The following is an 18465-nucleotide window of genomic DNA, read 5'->3' as shown; positions in this document are numbered from 1 at the left end:
TATCTGTAATTTTACGTTATTAGTTTTGGTAAAGTATCATGAGAGAGCTATATAATAAGGTTCCTAACTTGTCAGTTAATGATTTTGAAGTAGAAGGCTTCATATTTTTACTTAATGGTAGAAAGTATATTTAAACCTAATTAGATTAAAACAATTATAGGTGTGAGTTTAAGAATTTAATTTTATTTAAGCAATTTAAAATTGATTAACCAAAATAATTTATTTTTTTATTTATTGCAACTATTAATTATTAATGTATAAGAAATTATACACTCAACAAAATTAGCACTTATAGTTATGAAATATAAAAATATGAAACGAACATCTAAAATATTAGCCATAGGAATTTTAATAGCCGGTAATAATATATTTGCACAGGATACGAAGTCTGTTAAAGAATAAGGACAAAGAAGGATTATTAGAACTAAGCTGTAGAGGGCTTTAGCAACTCTATAGGGTTTTCAAATGCACTACGCACAATCTCATCATGTTTAGGCTTTTTTTGTATAATATAATTTTACGAAGAAAATAATTTTAATTAGAGGTAGTATTAAAGTTTAATATTTATATATAAGTTTGTTGATAAAAAATGATTTATTTACTAATATCTATATTTCCATAAATAATATTAGTTTTATATGCTACTGCTACTTCCTGAAATAACTTTGACTTTAATAGCACTTTTAGGGCAGTTTTTTGCCGTAATGATCCCAAATAAAAATAAAATTATTTCTAATATTATTATTTTACTATGTATATTATCAATTTTTCTTACCTTTAAGTACTCAAGTTATGAAGGAGTATGGTACTCATTTGCTACCGGAATAAATATCGGTATTAGTAAAAGCATAGTGCTACTATTCACTATTATCTCCATGATTATATACCGTGATTACTCTATTCTTGTTGCTGAGGAATTAAAGTTTGAATTTATTACTTTAATATTATTATCGGTCGTAGGTATTTTTGTTGCAATTTCATCACGGAATTTTCTATTATTATTCTGCGGTATGGAGCTTACTGCTTTAACTTCATATGCACTTGCAGGATTCAAATTAAATGATATGAAATCATTGGAAGGTGCTTTAAAATATTTTATCTTAGGTAGTTTAGTTAGTTGTTTATCATTATTCGGTATTTCTTTTATATACGGATTCGGCGGAAGCCTACAATTTGAGGATATCTTATATAAACTAAATGATAATTCCGGAATGAATCTTGGTTTAATAATCGGTATTGTACTATTTTTAAGTAGTATTTTCTTTAAACTCTCAAGTGTTCCACTCCATTTTTGGGTCCCTGACGTATATGAAGGATCACCGATTACTTCGGTTACTTATTTCACCACTGCCTCAAAAATAGGTATGGTTATTGTTTTATTAAATATCAGTAAATTAATTATAGGTAATTACTACCCTATTAATTATAATTTAATAAAGATAATTGCTATATTATCTATGCTGTTTGGAGCTTTTGGAGCCATTCGTCAAACTTCTCTAAAAAGATTAATGGCTTATAGTACTATTTTAAATATCGGTTATGTATTAATCGGCGTTCTTCTGCATAATCAAGAAGGATATAAAGCAGTTCTACTATATATTCTAATATATACGGTAGGGAGTATAGGATTTTTTACTTGCTTAATTATACTGCTCGGTAAAAACGCCGATAAAGCTAGTTTTAAAACTATACAAGGAATTGCAGAGCACCATAAAACTATAGCTGCCGTAATTAGCATAGTTATGTTTTCAATGATTGGAATCCCTCCTCTTACAGGATTTTTCGGTAAATATTACCTTTTTTACCAAGCAATTAATCAAGAAGAATTCGCATTAGCTTATTGTGGTATTTTTACCAGTATAGTTGCTGCGTTTTATTATCTTAAAGTAGTAAAAGCCATGTATTTTTCTAAAAAGATTGAGATAATTAAGCTGCCGATGCAATATGGGCTTTTACTGATTAATTACTTAGTTGTAGGCTTCTTGTTGCTTGGTTCATTTATTATCTCGTTTTAGCCGGTGTAGACTTTTTATTAACAACACTAACTGCAGTAGTTTTAGTAGGCTTCATAACCTTTTCTTTTAGATTCTTTATATGTTTTAGATTTTCTTCATCTAATTTTAATAAATCTTGGTCTTTTTGTTTAGCTTTTTTAGCTAGACCTAATTGACTTGGAGTAACACTAACAATATCATCCGTTCCAACTTCTTTCTTAAATTTTTTTAGAGCATCTACATATTCTCTGTTTGCATATATATTTGTCTTTACCAATTTTTGTTTTGGCTCTTTCTTTATTTTATCAGAAGAACCAGCTAAACTTCTTTCATCTTTAATATTTTCATTTAAACTTTTTATTGTCTTTATTAAATGTTTTTTCGCACTATCTCTAATACCGAGTATTTCTAAAATTCTTACAAAATTAGTAGTAATTTTATTTCTTAATTTAAGTTTTTGTCCTCCTTTTTTTCTTTCTTCATAATTAAGAATTTTCTCAAAATAATTAGGATACTCTTTCATTAATGTTTTTAATCCTTGCTCTTTCACTTCGTAATAAGGAAAACTATATTTTTTAGAAATTAAACTATTTACTTTAATTTCTAAGCCGTATTCCTTTAAGGATTCTTGCCTTTTTTTCATTGTATCTATTAAACTAACCTTAATTTCTTCAGGCGTTATTTCTTTAGATTGTTTATTATTAAATTGCTTTGGCATCGCTTGTTTTGCAAATTCTGCAATTGCTTCATTACTATAATATATAGTTAATTCATCAAAACTTTTATCAATAGTTTTGCTTAAATCAATTTTAGAAACTGCAAGTAAGCTATCGGCAAAATTAGGATTTTTTGTTCTTAAATTAGAAGGAAATTCTCTAAAATGGTTAGTGGGACCGAATCCAGGCAAATGTTTAGCTCTTGAATGCGGATATATATTATCTGTTAAATTATCAAAACTACCAGCAAAATCAATTCTTACTAATTTAGGTAAAGTTTTTGGATTTTTTTGATCTCTGATAACTCCTATATTTCCAACATGTATATCAAAATCGCCGATCAATAAACTTGCCGGCATAATGTTTTCAAAGTTCTGATACTTAATTTCCTTAAAAGCATTTTCTAAGGTTCTAAATAATTTATTTCTAGTCCCCATAAAAAGTGGTCTACCGCCGTCCTTTCTAAACCAAGAACTCGGTTTAGTTTTAGCAGACATATGTTTATCCATGTCCACATACATATCGCTACTATAATTCTCAAAAAATTCAGATTTGACATATATTTGCGAATCAACGGCTTTAGATTTATTAAAATCATCAGGAGCAATTAAATTAACCTTTGCTCCATTCCCAGGACTTATAGATTCAAAAATTTGAGATCCTAAAAACTCGGCTATATTTTTTGAGCTTGAAGCCTCTTTTTTTATCATCGCCGTAATTTTACCGTCTAAGCTTTGATATACTCCGCCATGCTCTCCTGCCTCATTAGCTCCACCTCCTTTAGGCTTTAAAAAATTCCAACCTTTAAATACTGATTTCTTATTTTGCGTCATCTTCGCCTCTTTATAATGATTTACATCAAATTGATAATTTTGATATAATTATAAAACATATTATTTATTTTATATCAAGGACAGAAGGCGTTTTCTACTTAATTTTATTGTTCTTTAATATTTCAGCTACTTCAAGAGCTGCATAGGTAAATATACCTGTGGCACCGGCACGTTTAAAACTAATTAATGACTCCATCAAAGCTCTCTCCCAATCAATTGCCCCTGCTTCTGCTGCAAATTTTAACATTGCATATTCTCCACTAACCTGATATGCAAAAATTTTAGCATTTAAATTATTTGCCGCTTCACGAATAACATCCAAAAACGGCATACCAGGCTTCACCATTACCATATCAGCTCCCTCTGCTATATCATGCTCAATCTCAAGCATTGCTTCCTTAATATTACGTACATCCATTTGATAGCTTGATTTATCTAAATAATTCTTTTTATTACTCTTAACAGCATCGCGAAACGGACCGTAAAAACTTGAAGCATATTTAGCGGCATAAGCAAGAATTCCAACATTTATAAATCCCTCTTTGTCAAGATATTCCCTTATAGCCCCGATTCTTCCATCCATCATATCGGAAGGTGCAACAATATCTAGTCCAGCTTTTGCTAGCACTAATGCTTGATTACACAAAGCTCTTACTGATCTATCATTATCAACTTCCCCATTATGCACAATACCATCATGACCATGTGTAGTATAAGGATCAAGTGCTACATCGCATATTATACCAATATCGATATTAGCGTTTTTGATGCTTCTAATAGTTCTACATATTAAATTATCTAAATTATAAGCCTCATCGGCATTTTTACTTTTTAGACTTTGATCAATACTCGGAAATAATGCAATAACATTAATACCAAGCTCTGCTGCTTCTTTTGCCGTTTCTACTATTTGATCAATCGATAAACGATATATACCAGGCATAGTTTTAATTTCTTGCCTTTCATTATGTCCTTCAACAACAAATAAAGGCAACACTAAATCATTAACCGATAAATTACTTTCGGATATTAACTCTCTAAGCCAAAAAGCTTTTCTATTTCTTCTAAGTCTAATATGGGGGTACATAAAATTCATATCTCATTTTAGTTAATAACTTGTAATAACTTGGATTCTAATATATATATAACCTAACTATCTTATAGTAAAAATATTGCATTACAAAAAGAAATTTTGCTTGCAATTTATAAAAAATTTAAGCAAGCTGTTTAATTATATAAATATAGGAGCTTAATATGGCACAAGATAATATTCCAAAATCAGTAAAAGATAGAATACAAGAGTGGGAAAAAAAATCAAAAAACATGTCAAATAACCCACCCAAAAATACAAAACCGGCTGTTCCTCCAAAACCTACTTCTGAGCAAATAAAGGCATGGAACGAGGCACATAAAAAACCGACTGACTTAACTACACATTCCCAAGCACTTGATATATTTGTCGACACCCCATCTCCGCAAGTTGAAACCCAAAAGTCTATTATTTTTTCAAAACCGGCTCCGGAACAAACAAAAGTACCGGAAGAAACACCTAAAAAACAATCTAATTTAACCGTAAGAGAGAAAATAGAGAAATTTTTTAAAGATCATAATATTGATACCAAAGATGCTTTGATTCCGGAATTTAGCCGCTATATAGAATTAAGCGGTTCTATGGCAGGGAAGCGTCTTGATGTTACTATTAAAGCTTATGAACAATCATTAGGACGGCTAATAAAACAAGTAGGAGTACCTCAAAAAGAGTTTGTTTCTTTTATAGAAGATGATCTAATAAAGAATCATCCACACAAAGATAAATTTGAAAAAATCAATCAACATTATAAATTACCTGAACCACCTAAATTACCTGATATAATTGATAATCTTAGAGAATTAGTAAACAATGATGATATTATAGCTCATTTGAAACAAAGTAGAAAACACATTGAATTTAAAGAAAAAGTAAATAATATTATTCAGATTTATGATGATAATAAACATAATCCAGCTGCTATAGCTAAAGTTGAAGCAAAACTGAAAGAGGTAGGTAAATGGTGTGAAGAAACTACAAAAATGGATAATAATCCTATTTGGAAAAATATTGGTAATTTTATAAAATATTCTTTTACCGGAGATAAAGCTAAAGCTGCTTTTTATAAAGATGCTATAAAAAATTCTAATCAAAATACTAAAAAGGCTATAGCAGAAATACAAAAATCTCTTACCAATCCTTCTCCTCATTCATCTAATATTCCACCGTCGAAGAATAAAGGAGAAAGATATAGAAGCTAATAAGAACTTTTAGGATCTATATCTATTTTTAGATGGCAAAAAGAAGGAATTTTTATAAGGCTTAGCCAAAATTTTAAATATTTCTGCAAATTAAATTTCTTATCGGCTATAATAAGTATCCGGTAACGATATTTACCAGCGAGCTTTGACATTAATGAGCTTGCTGGTCCTAAAATTTTCACGTTTGCTTTTGGTGCAATTCGGACCATATCCCTAGCAATTTCTAGAATTTTAGCCTCTCTGGAACCTGATAAAATTACCGATGCTGTTTTGGAAAATGGCGGCATATCTGCTGATTTTCTTATTTCAAGTTCATTTGCAAAAAAACTATCTTCATCACCGGCTTTAACATAACTAAAAATTGTATTATCAGGATAATAGCTTTGTAAATATACTACACCTTTACTATCTCCTCTACCCGCTCTACCACCTACTTGATGTAGTAGCTGAAAAGTTCGCTCAGATGCTCTAAGATCAGCATTATTGCTTCCAAGATCGGCATCTATTACTCCAACTAAAGTAAGATTCGGAAAGTGATAACCTTTTGTTATTATTTGCGTGCCTATTAAAATATCAATTTCTAAATTTTCCATTTGATGTAGAAGCTGTGCTATTTTTTCTGGGCTTTTAGCATGATCTTTACTTATCACCGCAATTTTACTCTCAGGAAAAAGTGCTTTTGCTTCTTCCTCTATTCTCTCTATACCTGGACCACAGATAGTTAATGTTTCATCCTCTAGACATTCAGGACAAGAACTAAAAATTTTACTTTGATAACCGCAATGGTGACATTCAAGTTTTTTAGTCGCTTTATGTACTACCATCCAAGAAGAGCAGAATTTACAGGTAAATCTGTGACCACAAGCTTTGCATAGCATGAGCGGAGCATAACCACGCCTATTAAGAAATAATAAGACTTGCTTTTTATTATCTAAATTACCTTTGATAGCTTCTATAAGAATCTTGGATAAATAGGAATTCTTAGATAGCTTTTCTTTAGTCATGTCGATTATTTCTATATTTGGCAAATCGACATTTTTGTATCTATTAACCAATGTAACCAATTGATATTTACCAATTTCTATATTATGTATCGTTTCAATAGACGGTGTTGCCGAACACAAAACAATCTGTGCTTTATCAAATGTACCTCTTACGATAGCCGTATCCCTAGCATTATATAATATACCGTCATCTTGTTTATAGGAATTGTCATGCTCCTCATCTATAACTATTAAACCGAGATTTTTAAAAGGTAAAAACAAACTACTTCTAGCCCCAATTACTACTTTAACTTTATCGCTTAATATACCTCTTAAAATCATTTTCTTGTGAGCTTTGGTAACGCTTGAGTTCCATATGATAGGCTCAAAACCGAATCGCTCTATAAAACGATTAATAATTTGTGTACTTAAAGCAATTTCAGGCAACATAACAAGCACTTGTTTACCTTTTGCTAAGTAATCTGCTATTAGATGAAAATATATTTCTGTTTTACCTGATCCCGTGACACCTTTAACAAGTGTTGGCTTATTACTTTCATTTAAAATTGTTACTGCTTGTTTCTGCTCTTCTGACAAATCAGGTAGCACAAAGTTATTATTGACTTTCTGCTCCTTAACTTTAATCGGTTTTTCAGCAATATCTATAGGTAATACTAACTTGGCTATGCTCCCAAGCTCTGACATATAGTAGCTACTCATCCATTTAATTAATTCTAAAACTTCTGAAGTAATATTTAAATTTAACGGTACTTTCGCTCTAATAGTTTTTATTTTTTTTGCCTCGGAACTTGAAACAAGTTCCCATACTATGCCGGTTAATTCCTTATTTCTAAAAGGCACTACAACAAGATCACCTATGTTTAGCTCTAAATCTTCAGTTATTAAATAATCTAGCGGAAATAATTTTGCTACCGGTAATAATATTTTTGCTATTCGCATATATAATGTATTTTATAATTTTTTTTTTATTATATACTAAACTGATAAATTATAGAAACCTAGATGAATAAAGAAACAAAAATTGTTATAGCAATTTCTGGAGCTTCAGGAGCAATATACGGTATTCGTTTGCTTGAAGTACTAAAGCAACAAAATATCGAAACTCATTTGGTTATTTCAGAGGGAGCAACTCTTACTATAAAGCTCGAAACTAAATATTCTATAGATAAAGTTAAGCTACTGGCTAATTATTATTATGACGATAAAGATTTAGGTGCTACTATTTCAAGCGGCTCTTTTAAAACTTCAGGCATGATAATAGCCCCTTGTAGTATGAAGACCTTAGCAAGTATTGCTCACTCAATGGAAGATAATTTAATTAGTAGAGCGGCAGGTGTTGTACTTAAAGACAGAAGAAAACTTATTTTAATGACCCGTGAAACTCCTTTGCATATCGGACATTTAGAAAATATGTTAAAAGTAGCGAGTTACGGCGGCATTATATCGCCGCCCGTGCCGGCTTTTTATAATGACCCTGTAAGTACAGATGATATAGTGAATCATTCTATTACTAGAGTTTTAGATTTTTTCGATATCGAAACTAATTTAATTAAACGCTGGGATAGTTATGAGCAATAAAGTATCAACTTTACTATTAAAACTTGTATTAAAAAAAGCCCGTAATATCATTAATAAATATTTTTCACCGGAAGAAAATTTAGTAGATAAATTAATCGCTGAACGTAGAAATGAAGCAAAGAATGAATAATGTAAAATGTTCTGTTTTGGGCTTTGTTGTGTGGATCGGTTTTAACGTCATTGCGAGGAAATTACATAAGTAATTGACGAAGCAATCCAGTAAAAATTCTGATTTACAGAATTTTTTTATTATTCTTCTAGATTGCCACGCAGCCTACGGCTGCTTGCAATGACGACTCGGTATCCACGAAACAATACCTCGTGGGAATTAAAGGGCTTCTTTTTTCAAACCATATAATAATTATTAACACAATGGCACGTAATAAAATAAATAACGAAACAAATAATATATTAGCTGATAACGAAGATAATTTACCTATACCAAGGGTTTTACCTTCAAATGTTCAAGCAGAGCAAATGCTACTTGGGGCGATTTTAACCAATAACGAATTACTAAATTACGTATCGGAATTTTTACGTGATGAACATTTTTTTGAACCTATTCATCAAAAAATCTATAAGGCAATTGAGAAAATTACTGAAAAAGGGCTGACAGCTACACCTATTACTTTACGTAGTATGTTAACTCAAGATGAACTATTTCAAGAAGCAGAAGGAGCGGAGTATTTAGCAAAATTGATAACTATGTCAATGATGGTAATAAATCCGGTTGATTATGGTAAAATAATATATGATTTAGCAATAAAGCGTAATTTAATAAATATCGGTGAAGAAGTAGTAAATAATGCCTATAATTCTTCATTAGAAGTTGAAGCAAAGGAACAGATTGAACATGCCGAAGCTAAACTTTACGATTTAGCTAGCGAAGGCTTAAATGAAAAAAGTTTTACCAAAATCGGTATATCTATTTCAGAGTCACTAGCTAGTATTAATAGGGCTATGAAAAATAATGATCATGTAATTGGTATATCTACCGGTTTGATTGATCTAGATAATAAATTATGCGGCTTTCATAATTCCGATCTTATAATTCTTGCAGGACGTCCGTCGATGGGTAAAACGGCATTTGCTATAAATCTTGCACTTAATGGCTGTAATAATATGCGTCTTAAAAATATTAGAGATAATCAAGAAATTCAGTCAGTAGGTTTTTTCTCTTTAGAAATGTCCTCAGAACAGCTAACCACACGTCTACTTTCAATGTGTGCAGAAATTGATTCTACTTCTCTTCGTACGGGGATTCTAGGTGAAGAAAAATATAACCGTCTTCGCAAGGAAGCAAATACTTTATCGGAATTACAATTTTTTATCGATGATACCCCTGCTCTATCTATTTCCGCTATAAGAACAAGAGCTAGAAGAATGAAACGCAAGCATAATCTCGGTATATTATTTATTGATTATTTACAATTAATTAGAGGAGTAAGTAAATCTGAAAATAGAGTTAGCGAGATTTCAGAAATAACCCAAGGTTTAAAAGCAATGGCAAAAGAGTTAAATATTCCGGTTATTGCGTTATCTCAGCTTTCAAGAGCGGTAGAACTACGTGAGGATAAAAAACCTATGCTATCCGATCTTCGAGAATCGGGAACTATAGAACAGGATGCTGATATAGTAATGTTTATTTATCGTGAAGAATATTATTTAACTAGAAAAGAACCGGCAGCAGGCGATGCTAAACATGCCGAATGGTTAGATAAGCTCAACAAAGTATATAATATTGCCGATATAATTGTTGCAAAACATCGTAACGGACCAATTGGAAATGTTCTGCTTTATTATGATAGTCAATTTTCTAAATTTGGTAATTTGGAGACAAGAACTTTTAACTCTAATTAAATCAGAATTGCTTTACGTCATTATTGCTTGGATACCAAATCGTCATTACGAGCGAACGTTAGTGAGCGTGGCAATCTCAGGAATTCCCCCGAGATTGCTTCGTCAGTTACTTCGTACCTTCCTCACAATGACGATGTTTATCTTTTATTTTTTTCTGTCCATCCTATTGCTTTATCAAGCATCTCGTTTGTTCCTATAAAGAAGCCACATCTCATTATCAGGAATGAACTTACCGGACTTTATTATTTTATAGTACCGTCACTTAAGGTTAAAACTTGTATCTATTTTCCTGCATATTTCTTCCCCAGGGATATTTGTCCGTTATTTCCTACATGTTTGATTATTTCTATATTATTTCCTATTATCGTAATATTTATATTTACAAAATTCCTATTTTTCAATATTACTAGTATTAGTATTTTATAAATAATAACCTTACTATTTAGTTACTATATTAACAAGTTCATAGCTCATTATAAGCATTTCGACAATCACACACATAATAATTAGATATTGTTTTTGTAATTCAAGATAATAAATTATTTATCTTTGCTTTATATAACAGATAAACCGGTAATAAAATTGCAATAATTACAATAATCATACCAGCAAATCCTAAAATTGTAATAAAAGCATTAGGTACTTACTACTGCTACAATATAAGCTGGTAATTATAGTAACGATAGAAGCGGTCATATTACGTATTACTACATTCGGTATCGAATTCATAAACATAGTTTTAAGGGAATCACATAACTCCTACTCCGAGTATTGATGTAACGATAGCAAGAGTTGAAATTATCTAAACTAATAATTGTACGATCGGCCATTTTGCTATATTACTTAATTCCTTAATTAAATCTCCAACTTGTACATTACTGGTAATCATATTATGATGTGCTACAATAAGAATACCACAAGTCCAAATTATATATACTATTCCAGGAATTAAGCTTCCAAATAAAAACATCGTTTTTAGCATTTTTGTTACAATAATTAGTTAAGGTATGGAAGATTACTTGGAAACCAAATGAAGTAAAAACTGCCGGAGTTACTACACTCCATATAGATATTTCTTTATGATTTGGTGAGAATAACGGTAAATTATCCCACTGAATCATAGAACCAAGTCCAATAACTAAAATTGCAATTATTATAAGCAATCCGATTAAATAGTACCCGATTTATATAATCTACTAACTTTAGAGGTAATAATAATATTAGAATACTAATAATAATACACCATGCTCCTATATTAAGTTATACTTGTATTTAAAGCTAATAACTTCTATAATATTGAAGAGCCTCAGTATATAAATGCTGCAAGTAAAGCATATGAAAGGAGCTTAAGGCTTACCGTACCGATGATTTGAGCAGTATGTCCTGAAAAATATTTTTCCAATGCCCAAGTGTTAAGCCTTTACCAGCTTGAAGATTAAACTCTAGGTTAATTAAAGAAGTATAATACATTATAAACCAAATTATAAACATCAATATTATACTAGGTATTATGCCTAATTTGCTAATACCATGGGTAGTGCTATCATACCGCTACCTATTATATACAAGGACCTGAAATTAACAGGATTGAACCAATAAGTTTTTGCATAATTTAATGAAGTTTAGATTAAAGCAAAGGACTTAATTTTTGCTAAAAAGAAAATCAGCTAAAAAAAGAAGATAAGAATTTTAAAGAATAAAAAGTTTTGATAAGTAAAATTAACATTCGTATAATTTTGTTAAAACATATGTAGCGGTATAGTATAATTATATAATAATTTATGTAATAATTATTAATATTGCTTCTTAAGGGTATTTTTATATATTCTTATTAGACCTCTTCCCAAGCGTCGCTTCTAGAGGTAATTTATACATCGATCCGGTACTCGCATCTTCACGTATTTCTATATATGCTGTGGTGCTGTATTCCGTGTCTCCTTTAAATTCCTCTCTATAAGCTGGTTTGAGAAGAGGTCTATTGAAATTTACTATATTTTAAAATGCATAGATTAGCTAAAATAATTAGTAATGCAGGAGTTTGTTCTAGGCGTGATGCTGAAAAGCTGATAGTTGAAGGACAGGTAAAAGTAGACGGCATTACAATTTTATCACCGGCTACAAATGTTGATATTAGTAATCAAATTGAAGTATCAGGCACATTAATCAATAATATACACAAACCAAGGCTTTGGATTTATTACAAACCTGTTGGTTTAATTACCACTCATAAAGATCCTTTATCTCGTAAAACGGTGTTTGAACAGCTAACCGGTTTACCTCATGTTATTTCAATAGGTAGGCTGGATTTAAATAGCGAAGGTTTGTTATTACTAACTAATAGTGGTGATTTAGCTCGTCAGTTTGAGCTCCCCTCAAGTAGGTTAAAGCGAGTATATCATGTTAGGGCGTATGGGAAGTCTGATATTCTACTAAAAAGCAATTATAAAAATTTAGAAATTGATGGGATATTTTATAACCCTCATTCGATAAAATTACTTAAGCAAAATAAGAGTAATTCTTGGTTTGAAGTAGTTTTATTTGAAGGAAAAAATCGTGAAATTAGAAGAATATTCAAGTATTTTGGACTAAAAGTTAACAAATTAATTAGGATTCAATATGGTAGTTTTACAATAGATAATCTAAAACCCGGAGATTATAAAGAAATAAATAATAAAATACTGGAAAAATAATTAGTAATGTGTTTTAATGTATTTTAACTAATCATATAGAATACATATGACAAATCTTAATATATATAAATGTGAAGAAAAAGACCTAAACGATTACCTTGGTTATATAAAAGATAACCCTAGTGTCTCGCTAAATGATTTTATCAAAAATAAATATTTCGCTGAAGATAATGATAAAATTATCATTACTAGTTTAGAAAATATGGAAATTAACGCAGATTTAGCCAATGCTAATTTCCAAGGTACAATACTAACAGATGCCGTATTTAATAATTGTGACTTAACAAATACCATATTATGTGATTCAGATTTAACAAATGTAAAATTTAATGATTGTACATTTATCGGTACCGACTTTAGAGGAGCAAATCTTCATTATACAGATTTTAATTATAAAGACTATGATTATGATAACTATAAAATTCCCAATCTCAAAGATAAAATACGAGATATAAAACTATCTTTTTCAGATCTTGAAAGATTAAATCAATATATAGATAAAGATTTAGAAAAAGAACATATCAAAGAAATAGTGATAGATGAAGCTACGAAGAAAAAGAAATATATTTTGGCTGGCGAAGACGAAAAAACTTTATGGGAAATCAAATCAAAAGAGCTAAAGACTAAGCAAGAAGAGTTAGAAACTCTAAAGCAAAATTTAGATAATCCTGGGATTACTACCAATCTTTTAAATGCTTTTTGGAATAGTGCAGAAACTATTGCTAGAAACCGACAAAACGAACTAGAAAAAATCAACAAGTTACAGCATGAAGTAAATAAATTAGAAACTGAAGTATATGCTTTAGATAATCTTAGAATGTTCTGCGGTAAGGGTTTAGATGGTATTTTTGAGCAGTTAAAAGACGAAGAAATAGAAATAAAACTAGACCCATCATATATTATAGGTTCGACTGCCAAAGAGCGAGATATACCGAAAGAATATATAAAATTAACTTCTGCCGAATTTGATCTATATTTAGCTGAAGCAGCAAAACAATCCAATACAAAATTATCTCTTACCGAATTTGTTAGAAAGCAAAAAAATCTTTCAGAAGATTTAAATATAGTTCCTGATCTTTCAGCGATTAATTTATCAGGTAAAACTCTTATTAATCTTAACCTGAAGAATACATTATTTGCTTCAGCCAACTTAGAGAATATCAAAATCTCAAATTGTAATTTAGATTTTACTAATTTTGAAGGAGCTAATTTACAAAATGCCGTTTTTCAAAATGTTACGGCTCGTAACGCAGGATTTCTTTTTGCTGATCTTAAAAAGAGCAAAATTGAAAATAGTGATATGTCGAGATCTTACATGCCTAAAGTAGATTTATCTGAAGTAGAGGTAACAAATAGCAAATTTAATGCGGTTATGATGGTTAATGCCGATGCCGAAAAGTTAATTATTAAAGATTCAGAATGGAAAAATTCTAATCTTACCGGTATATCGCTTGCTTATGCAGATATGCAAAGAGTTCAAATGCAGGGGGTAGTTTTAAATAATGCACTTCTAGATCAAGCAAATATTGTTTCTACTGATCTTGAAAATGCTTTTATGAATAAAACACATGCATTAGAAGCAAAATTTAAAGAGCAATGTAACATGCAAGGCATAACTGCAAGAAATGCCTATTTTAGCGATGCTGAATTTGAAAATATACTATCTTTAAAAGAAGCTGACTTAAGAGAAGCTATAATGCAGCGTGTTAAACTTAAGAACGCTGATTTAACAAAAGCACAGCTTGATAAAGCAAATCTTGAATATGCCGATCTTACAAACGCTACGCTTACTAATGCAACTGCACAATTTGCTAAGTTAAGTAATGCTACTTTAAAAAAAGCAGAAGCCGAAGGATTAAATATTTTGGATGCTATTGCTAAAAATATTAATGCTAAGGAAGCTAACTTTAAAAATGCAATTATGCAGCGTGCCGATCTTACTAAAGCCAATTTCACTAAAGCAGTGTTGGAAAATGCCGATATGCAAGCAGTGGAAACAGCCGAGGCTATATTTAAAGAAGCAAATCTAAAACAAGCGAATCTAAAAGCAGCAAATCTAGCTGGAATTAATAAAGAAGGAGCAGATTTTGATAAAACAAAAATCAACAATGCTACAAAGATGCATGATACTAAAGGTGAGGCTAAAGGGAATTTAGATCATCAAGATAAAGACGGTAAAAAAACATCTGTCAATGTTAACGAACATGCTAAATTACAAGATAAAATTCATGCAAGAGAGAAAAGCGGTTGGTTTCTGAAAACCGGGGTGGGACAGCTTTGTACAAAACTTGCTAAAAGTACTACATCAGGAATTAGCCGCATAACAAATTTTTTAGCAAGTAAAAAATTTTTAGTAGGACTTGCCATAGTAGCTGGTCTTGCAGTAGCAGCTGCACCTTTCGTAGCAATGCCTGTGTTATTGGTCACCGGCACGGCCCTTACTACTAAAGCTGTCATTCTAGGGGCAGGTATTTTGGCCGGAGGGCTAATCACTACCGGAACTTATAAACTTACTCAAAAACCTTTACGCAATCTTCAGAAGTCATGTGAAAACTTAACTAGTAGTATAGATAAATATATCTCACCGCCTCCTGAAAATATTGATGAATTAGTAACAGAAAAACAACAAGCAAGACAAAAATCTGAGACAGAAAAATCTAAAGAAAGGGAAGAAAATTTAAATAATGTAAATAACAATATTGATAAAGCTAAAGAACAAGATCTTTTAAAACAAGCACAAAATAATTTAAACCAAGAAACGCCAAAAGTAGAAATAAAAGAAAAGAAAGATAAAACTGTAGAAAAACAACAAGCAAAATCTAATACATTCGCAGCAAAATTTAAGCCTAACACTAAAGGCAAAGGATTTGCCACAAAAATAAAAGACGAAAAAAAATTAAGCTTAACAAAAGAAGTATATAACTAAATAAGTGTTAAAAATAATATCCGGTAAATATAGAAACCAAATTATACCTACCGCTAAAAATATCAAATATCGACCTTCCACCGGTAAGCTCAAAGAGGCAATATTTAGTATATTAACCTCCGGTGAGTTTACCGGTAATAAATTATTTAACGAAAATACTCACATTCTCGATTTATTTGCCGGTAGCGGTAGCCTTGCTTTTGAGAGCCTATCAAGAGGAGCAGGTTTTGCTACCTTAATTGATATTGATACATCCTCATTAAAAATAGCAGAAGGATTTGCTAAATCTCTAAACATTGAAAATAATGTTAATTTCCTTAATATTAATGCTTTAAATCTACCGAAAGCTACTAGATATCTTTTTAAACCAGCTTATAGAGAGGGATCTAAAGGAGACACGGAACACAGCACCGCAGCGTACGCACTAGTACGTGAGGATGCGAGTACCGGATCGACGTCTAAATTACCTCTAGAAGCGAAGTTTGGGAAGATGTCTAATAAATCATTTGATCTTGTCTTTATAGACCCTCCTTATCATAAAAATATAGTGCCTAAAGTAATGAAACTGCTGATAAAAAATAATTGGCTCAAAGACGGTGTTGTTATAGTTATTGAGATGGCTAAAACAGATAATTATGTTTTAGATGAAAATATTGAAATTATACGTGAAAAACTATATGGTAAGAGTAAGCTGTTGGTTTTAAGCTTTACCGTCATTCCAACTTTCGTGGGAATGACATAGAACCGCGTAACAAGACATTAAAAAACAAACATGACCAAAAAGCATTACATATGTTCTAACTGTGGAAATATTAGTTCTAAATGGTCAGGGCAGTGCTTTGATTGCGGTATATGGGGTAGTATTGTCGAAGAGATAGTAAGTGCAAATCAAGCGATTGTTAAAGTCGGTAGCAAGCAAGACTTCGATAAGCTTTCAGGACATGTAACCGAGCAGTTACGCATCCCTACCCCTATAGGTGAATTTAATAGAGTACTAGGCGGCGGTTTAGTGCTTGGTTCTGCTATATTAATAGGAGGAGACCCTGGTATAGGTAAATCTACTTTGTTACTACAGCTAGCAGCAAGTAACTTTGCATCAAAGATGAATTGCTTATATATAACGGGCGAAGAATCGTTAGACCAAATAAAATTAAGGGCCACAAGGCTAAACCTAACTAACTATAATACTGATATTTTAGCAACTAGTAATTTGGAAGATATTATTGCGAGTATAGAAGCTAATAAAAATAATATTGATTTAATAGTGATTGATTCTATTCAAACAATTACCACAAAAGAATTATCATCGCCTCCAGGCACTGTTACGCAAATTCGTACATGTGCAAATGAGCTTGTTAATTATGCTAAGCAAAACAATATAATTATTTTATTAAGCTGTCACGTTACTAAAGACGGACAACTAGCAGGTCCTAAGATACTTGAACATTTAGTTGATACCGTGCTATATTTTGAGGGAGATCATAATAATCATTTCCGTATTTTACGCTCATATAAAAATCGTTTTGGCGGTGTGGGTGAAATAGGAGTATTTGAGATGAGCGGCAGCGGGCTTATTGAAGTAACAAATCCGTCTGAACTATTTTTAATGAAGCGAGAACAGAACGTTATAGGTACGTCTATTTTTGCAGGAATCGAAGGTTCAAGACCGTTACTTATGGAAGTACAAGCCCTTATAGTACCCTCAAATATGGTAACTCCTAGACGCTCTGCGGTGGGCTGGGATGCTAATAGGTTATCAATGATACTTGCCGTGCTTAGTAGTAGGATAGGACTTAATCTTGCTAATTATGAGGTATATTTAAGCATTGCGGGGGGACTTAAAATTGCCGATCCTGCTTCTGATTTAGCAGTAGCAGCAAGCTTAATATCTGCTGCAACCGGCAAACCTGTACCCGAACATAGCGTCTTTTTCGGCGAAATAAGCTTATCGGGTGAAATAAGAAAAACTGCAAAAACAGAAACAAGAATAAAAGAAGCCGTAAAACTTGGATTTAATAAGATTATCTGCTCTAAATTTGAAAATTTAACGTATGACTTTATATCTTCCGTCTCACATTTAAAGAACCTAAAAGAGATAATTAAATGAGTATAGTTTATGAAATAAGAAATTTGGAAGAAGCACGTAATTTTTTATCTAGTGTAGAAGAGCAGCTGATATTAACAAATCATGCCTCTAGCGTAAAATATTATGGTATACTAGCAATTGATTACATGTTTAAAACTCTAAGTAAAGAATTTCCGAAAAAAGTTTTAGATCTTACCGTAAATGTAGGAGAGGATCACGCCGCTTTATTTACTGCAATCAAACTAGGCTATAAGAATATATCATATACAGGGAATTCTGATGAAGCTAGGGGATTATTGTACGGATATCAAACCGTCATTGCGAGCGACTGAAAGGAGCACGGCAATCCAGAAAATAATTAAAAAAATGCTAAAAATTAGCATTTTTAACTGGATTGCTTCGTCAATTACTCCGTAATTTTCCTCACAATGACGGATAAACCTATCCATGCAACAAAGCCTACATTTCCTCATAATGACGAAAATTTAA

14 protein-coding genes and 4 pseudogenes are annotated in these 18465 nt (G+C 31.3%); 11 read left to right on the top strand and 7 right to left on the bottom strand.

The genetic code is table 11. The annotated features are described in order from the left end of the window. Nucleotides 1–638 precede the first annotated feature (638 nt). Nucleotides 639–2015 (top strand): NADH-quinone oxidoreductase subunit NuoN, encoded by a 1377-nt coding sequence (gene nuoN, locus AB4K15_RS04490; RefSeq protein ID WP_032074297.1) that lies wholly within the window; start codon nt 639–641, stop codon nt 2013–2015. Here the strand turns inward: nuoN and AB4K15_RS04485 are convergent. Both AB4K15_RS04485 and hemB read right to left on the bottom strand, forming a co-directional pair. Then, a complete protein-coding gene (locus AB4K15_RS04485; protein ID WP_032074296.1) occupies nt 2002–3543 on the bottom strand; it encodes a hypothetical protein in 1542 nt (513 codons plus the stop codon). The two genes, nuoN and AB4K15_RS04485, sit on opposite strands and share 14 nt — an antisense overlap. Before the next feature lie 94 nt (nt 3544–3637). Continuing rightward, nucleotides 3638–4630, bottom strand: coding sequence for a porphobilinogen synthase (gene hemB / locus AB4K15_RS04480; RefSeq protein WP_500224719.1), 993 nt, complete (start codon nt 4628–4630; stop codon nt 3638–3640). A gap of 167 nt (nt 4631–4797) precedes the next feature. On the opposite strand from hemB, the gene AB4K15_RS04475 reads away from it, so the two are divergent. After that, on the top strand, nt 4798–5832 hold the full coding sequence (locus AB4K15_RS04475; protein ID WP_032074294.1) for a hypothetical protein: 1035 nt from the start codon (nt 4798–4800) through the stop codon (nt 5830–5832). Here the strand turns inward: AB4K15_RS04475 and AB4K15_RS04470 are convergent. Then, a complete protein-coding gene (locus AB4K15_RS04470) occupies nt 5829–7775 on the bottom strand; it encodes a primosomal protein N' (RefSeq protein WP_032074293.1) in 1947 nt (648 codons plus the stop codon). The genes AB4K15_RS04475 and AB4K15_RS04470 overlap by 4 nt on opposite strands. A 63-nt stretch (nt 7776–7838) precedes the next feature. Here AB4K15_RS04470 and AB4K15_RS04465 point away from each other — a divergent pair, with 63 nt between their 5' ends. From AB4K15_RS04465 to AB4K15_RS04455, 3 genes are all read left to right on the top strand, one after another. Then, entirely contained in the window at nt 7839–8414 is a 576-nt protein-coding gene (locus AB4K15_RS04465; protein ID WP_032074292.1) for a UbiX family flavin prenyltransferase, read from the top strand. After that, nucleotides 8404–8544 carry a hypothetical protein gene (locus tag AB4K15_RS04460; protein WP_500224540.1) on the top strand — a complete coding sequence of 47 codons (141 nt, stop codon included), beginning with the start codon at nt 8404–8406 and terminating at the stop codon, nt 8542–8544. Before AB4K15_RS04465 ends, AB4K15_RS04460 begins: the two co-directional genes overlap by 11 nt. Nucleotides 8545–8786: 242 nt before the next feature. Continuing rightward, the gene (locus AB4K15_RS04455; RefSeq protein ID WP_032074291.1) at nt 8787–10274 is read left to right on the top strand and encodes a replicative DNA helicase; all 1488 of its coding nucleotides are present in this window, start codon (nt 8787–8789) and stop codon (nt 10272–10274) included. 137 nt (nt 10275–10411) lie between these two features. Here the strand turns inward: AB4K15_RS04455 and AB4K15_RS04450 are convergent. The 4 genes and pseudogenes from AB4K15_RS04450 to AB4K15_RS04435 all read right to left on the bottom strand — a co-directional run. Further along, nucleotides 10412–10639 (bottom strand): annotated as a pseudogene (locus AB4K15_RS04450) (hypothetical protein). Nucleotides 10640–10800: 161 nt separating this feature from the next. Continuing rightward, nucleotides 10801–11009, bottom strand: a pseudogene (locus tag AB4K15_RS04445) (aromatic amino acid transport family protein). 155 nt (nt 11010–11164) lie between these two features. Next, the gene (locus tag AB4K15_RS04440; RefSeq protein WP_500224541.1) at nt 11165–11437 is read right to left on the bottom strand and encodes an aromatic amino acid transport family protein; all 273 of its coding nucleotides are present in this window, start codon (nt 11435–11437) and stop codon (nt 11165–11167) included. A 670-nt stretch (nt 11438–12107) separates the two neighbouring features. After that, nucleotides 12108–12266: pseudogene (locus AB4K15_RS04435) on the bottom strand (palindromic element RPE1 domain-containing protein); the annotation flags it as partial. Nucleotides 12267–12274: 8 nt separating this feature from the next. Between AB4K15_RS04435 and AB4K15_RS04430 the strand changes: the two are divergent. The 6 genes and pseudogenes from AB4K15_RS04430 to AB4K15_RS04405 all read left to right on the top strand — a co-directional run. Further along, on the top strand, nt 12275–12964 hold the full coding sequence (locus AB4K15_RS04430; RefSeq protein ID WP_032074290.1) for a pseudouridine synthase: 690 nt from the start codon (nt 12275–12277) through the stop codon (nt 12962–12964). Nucleotides 12965–13010: 46 nt separating this feature from the next. Further along, the gene (srfD, locus tag AB4K15_RS04425; protein ID WP_032074289.1) at nt 13011–15890 is read left to right on the top strand and encodes an effector protein SrfD; all 2880 of its coding nucleotides are present in this window, start codon (nt 13011–13013) and stop codon (nt 15888–15890) included. Between the two features lie 4 nt (nt 15891–15894). Further along, on the top strand, nt 15895–16632 hold the full coding sequence (locus tag AB4K15_RS04420; RefSeq protein WP_500224545.1) for an RsmD family RNA methyltransferase: 738 nt from the start codon (nt 15895–15897) through the stop codon (nt 16630–16632). Nucleotides 16633–16662: 30 nt separating this feature from the next. Continuing rightward, on the top strand, nt 16663–17997 hold the full coding sequence (gene radA / locus AB4K15_RS04415) for a DNA repair protein RadA (protein ID WP_500224546.1): 1335 nt from the start codon (nt 16663–16665) through the stop codon (nt 17995–17997). Beyond that, a complete protein-coding gene (locus AB4K15_RS04410; RefSeq protein WP_032074286.1) occupies nt 17994–18308 on the top strand; it encodes a hypothetical protein in 315 nt (104 codons plus the stop codon). The genes radA and AB4K15_RS04410 overlap by 4 nt, the downstream gene beginning before the upstream one ends. Beyond that, nucleotides 18269–18409 (top strand): annotated as a pseudogene (locus AB4K15_RS04405) (zinc ABC transporter substrate-binding protein); the annotation flags it as partial. The gene AB4K15_RS04410 and the pseudogene AB4K15_RS04405, both read left to right, overlap by 40 nt. Nucleotides 18410–18465: the final 56 nt, after the last annotated feature.

The organism is Rickettsia aeschlimannii (assembly GCF_047973405.1).
Classification (GTDB): Bacteria; Pseudomonadota; Alphaproteobacteria; order Rickettsiales; family Rickettsiaceae; genus Rickettsia; species Rickettsia rickettsii.
Note: the sequence above shows the minus strand (reverse complement) of the source record. Positions and strands in the feature narration are given on the sequence as shown.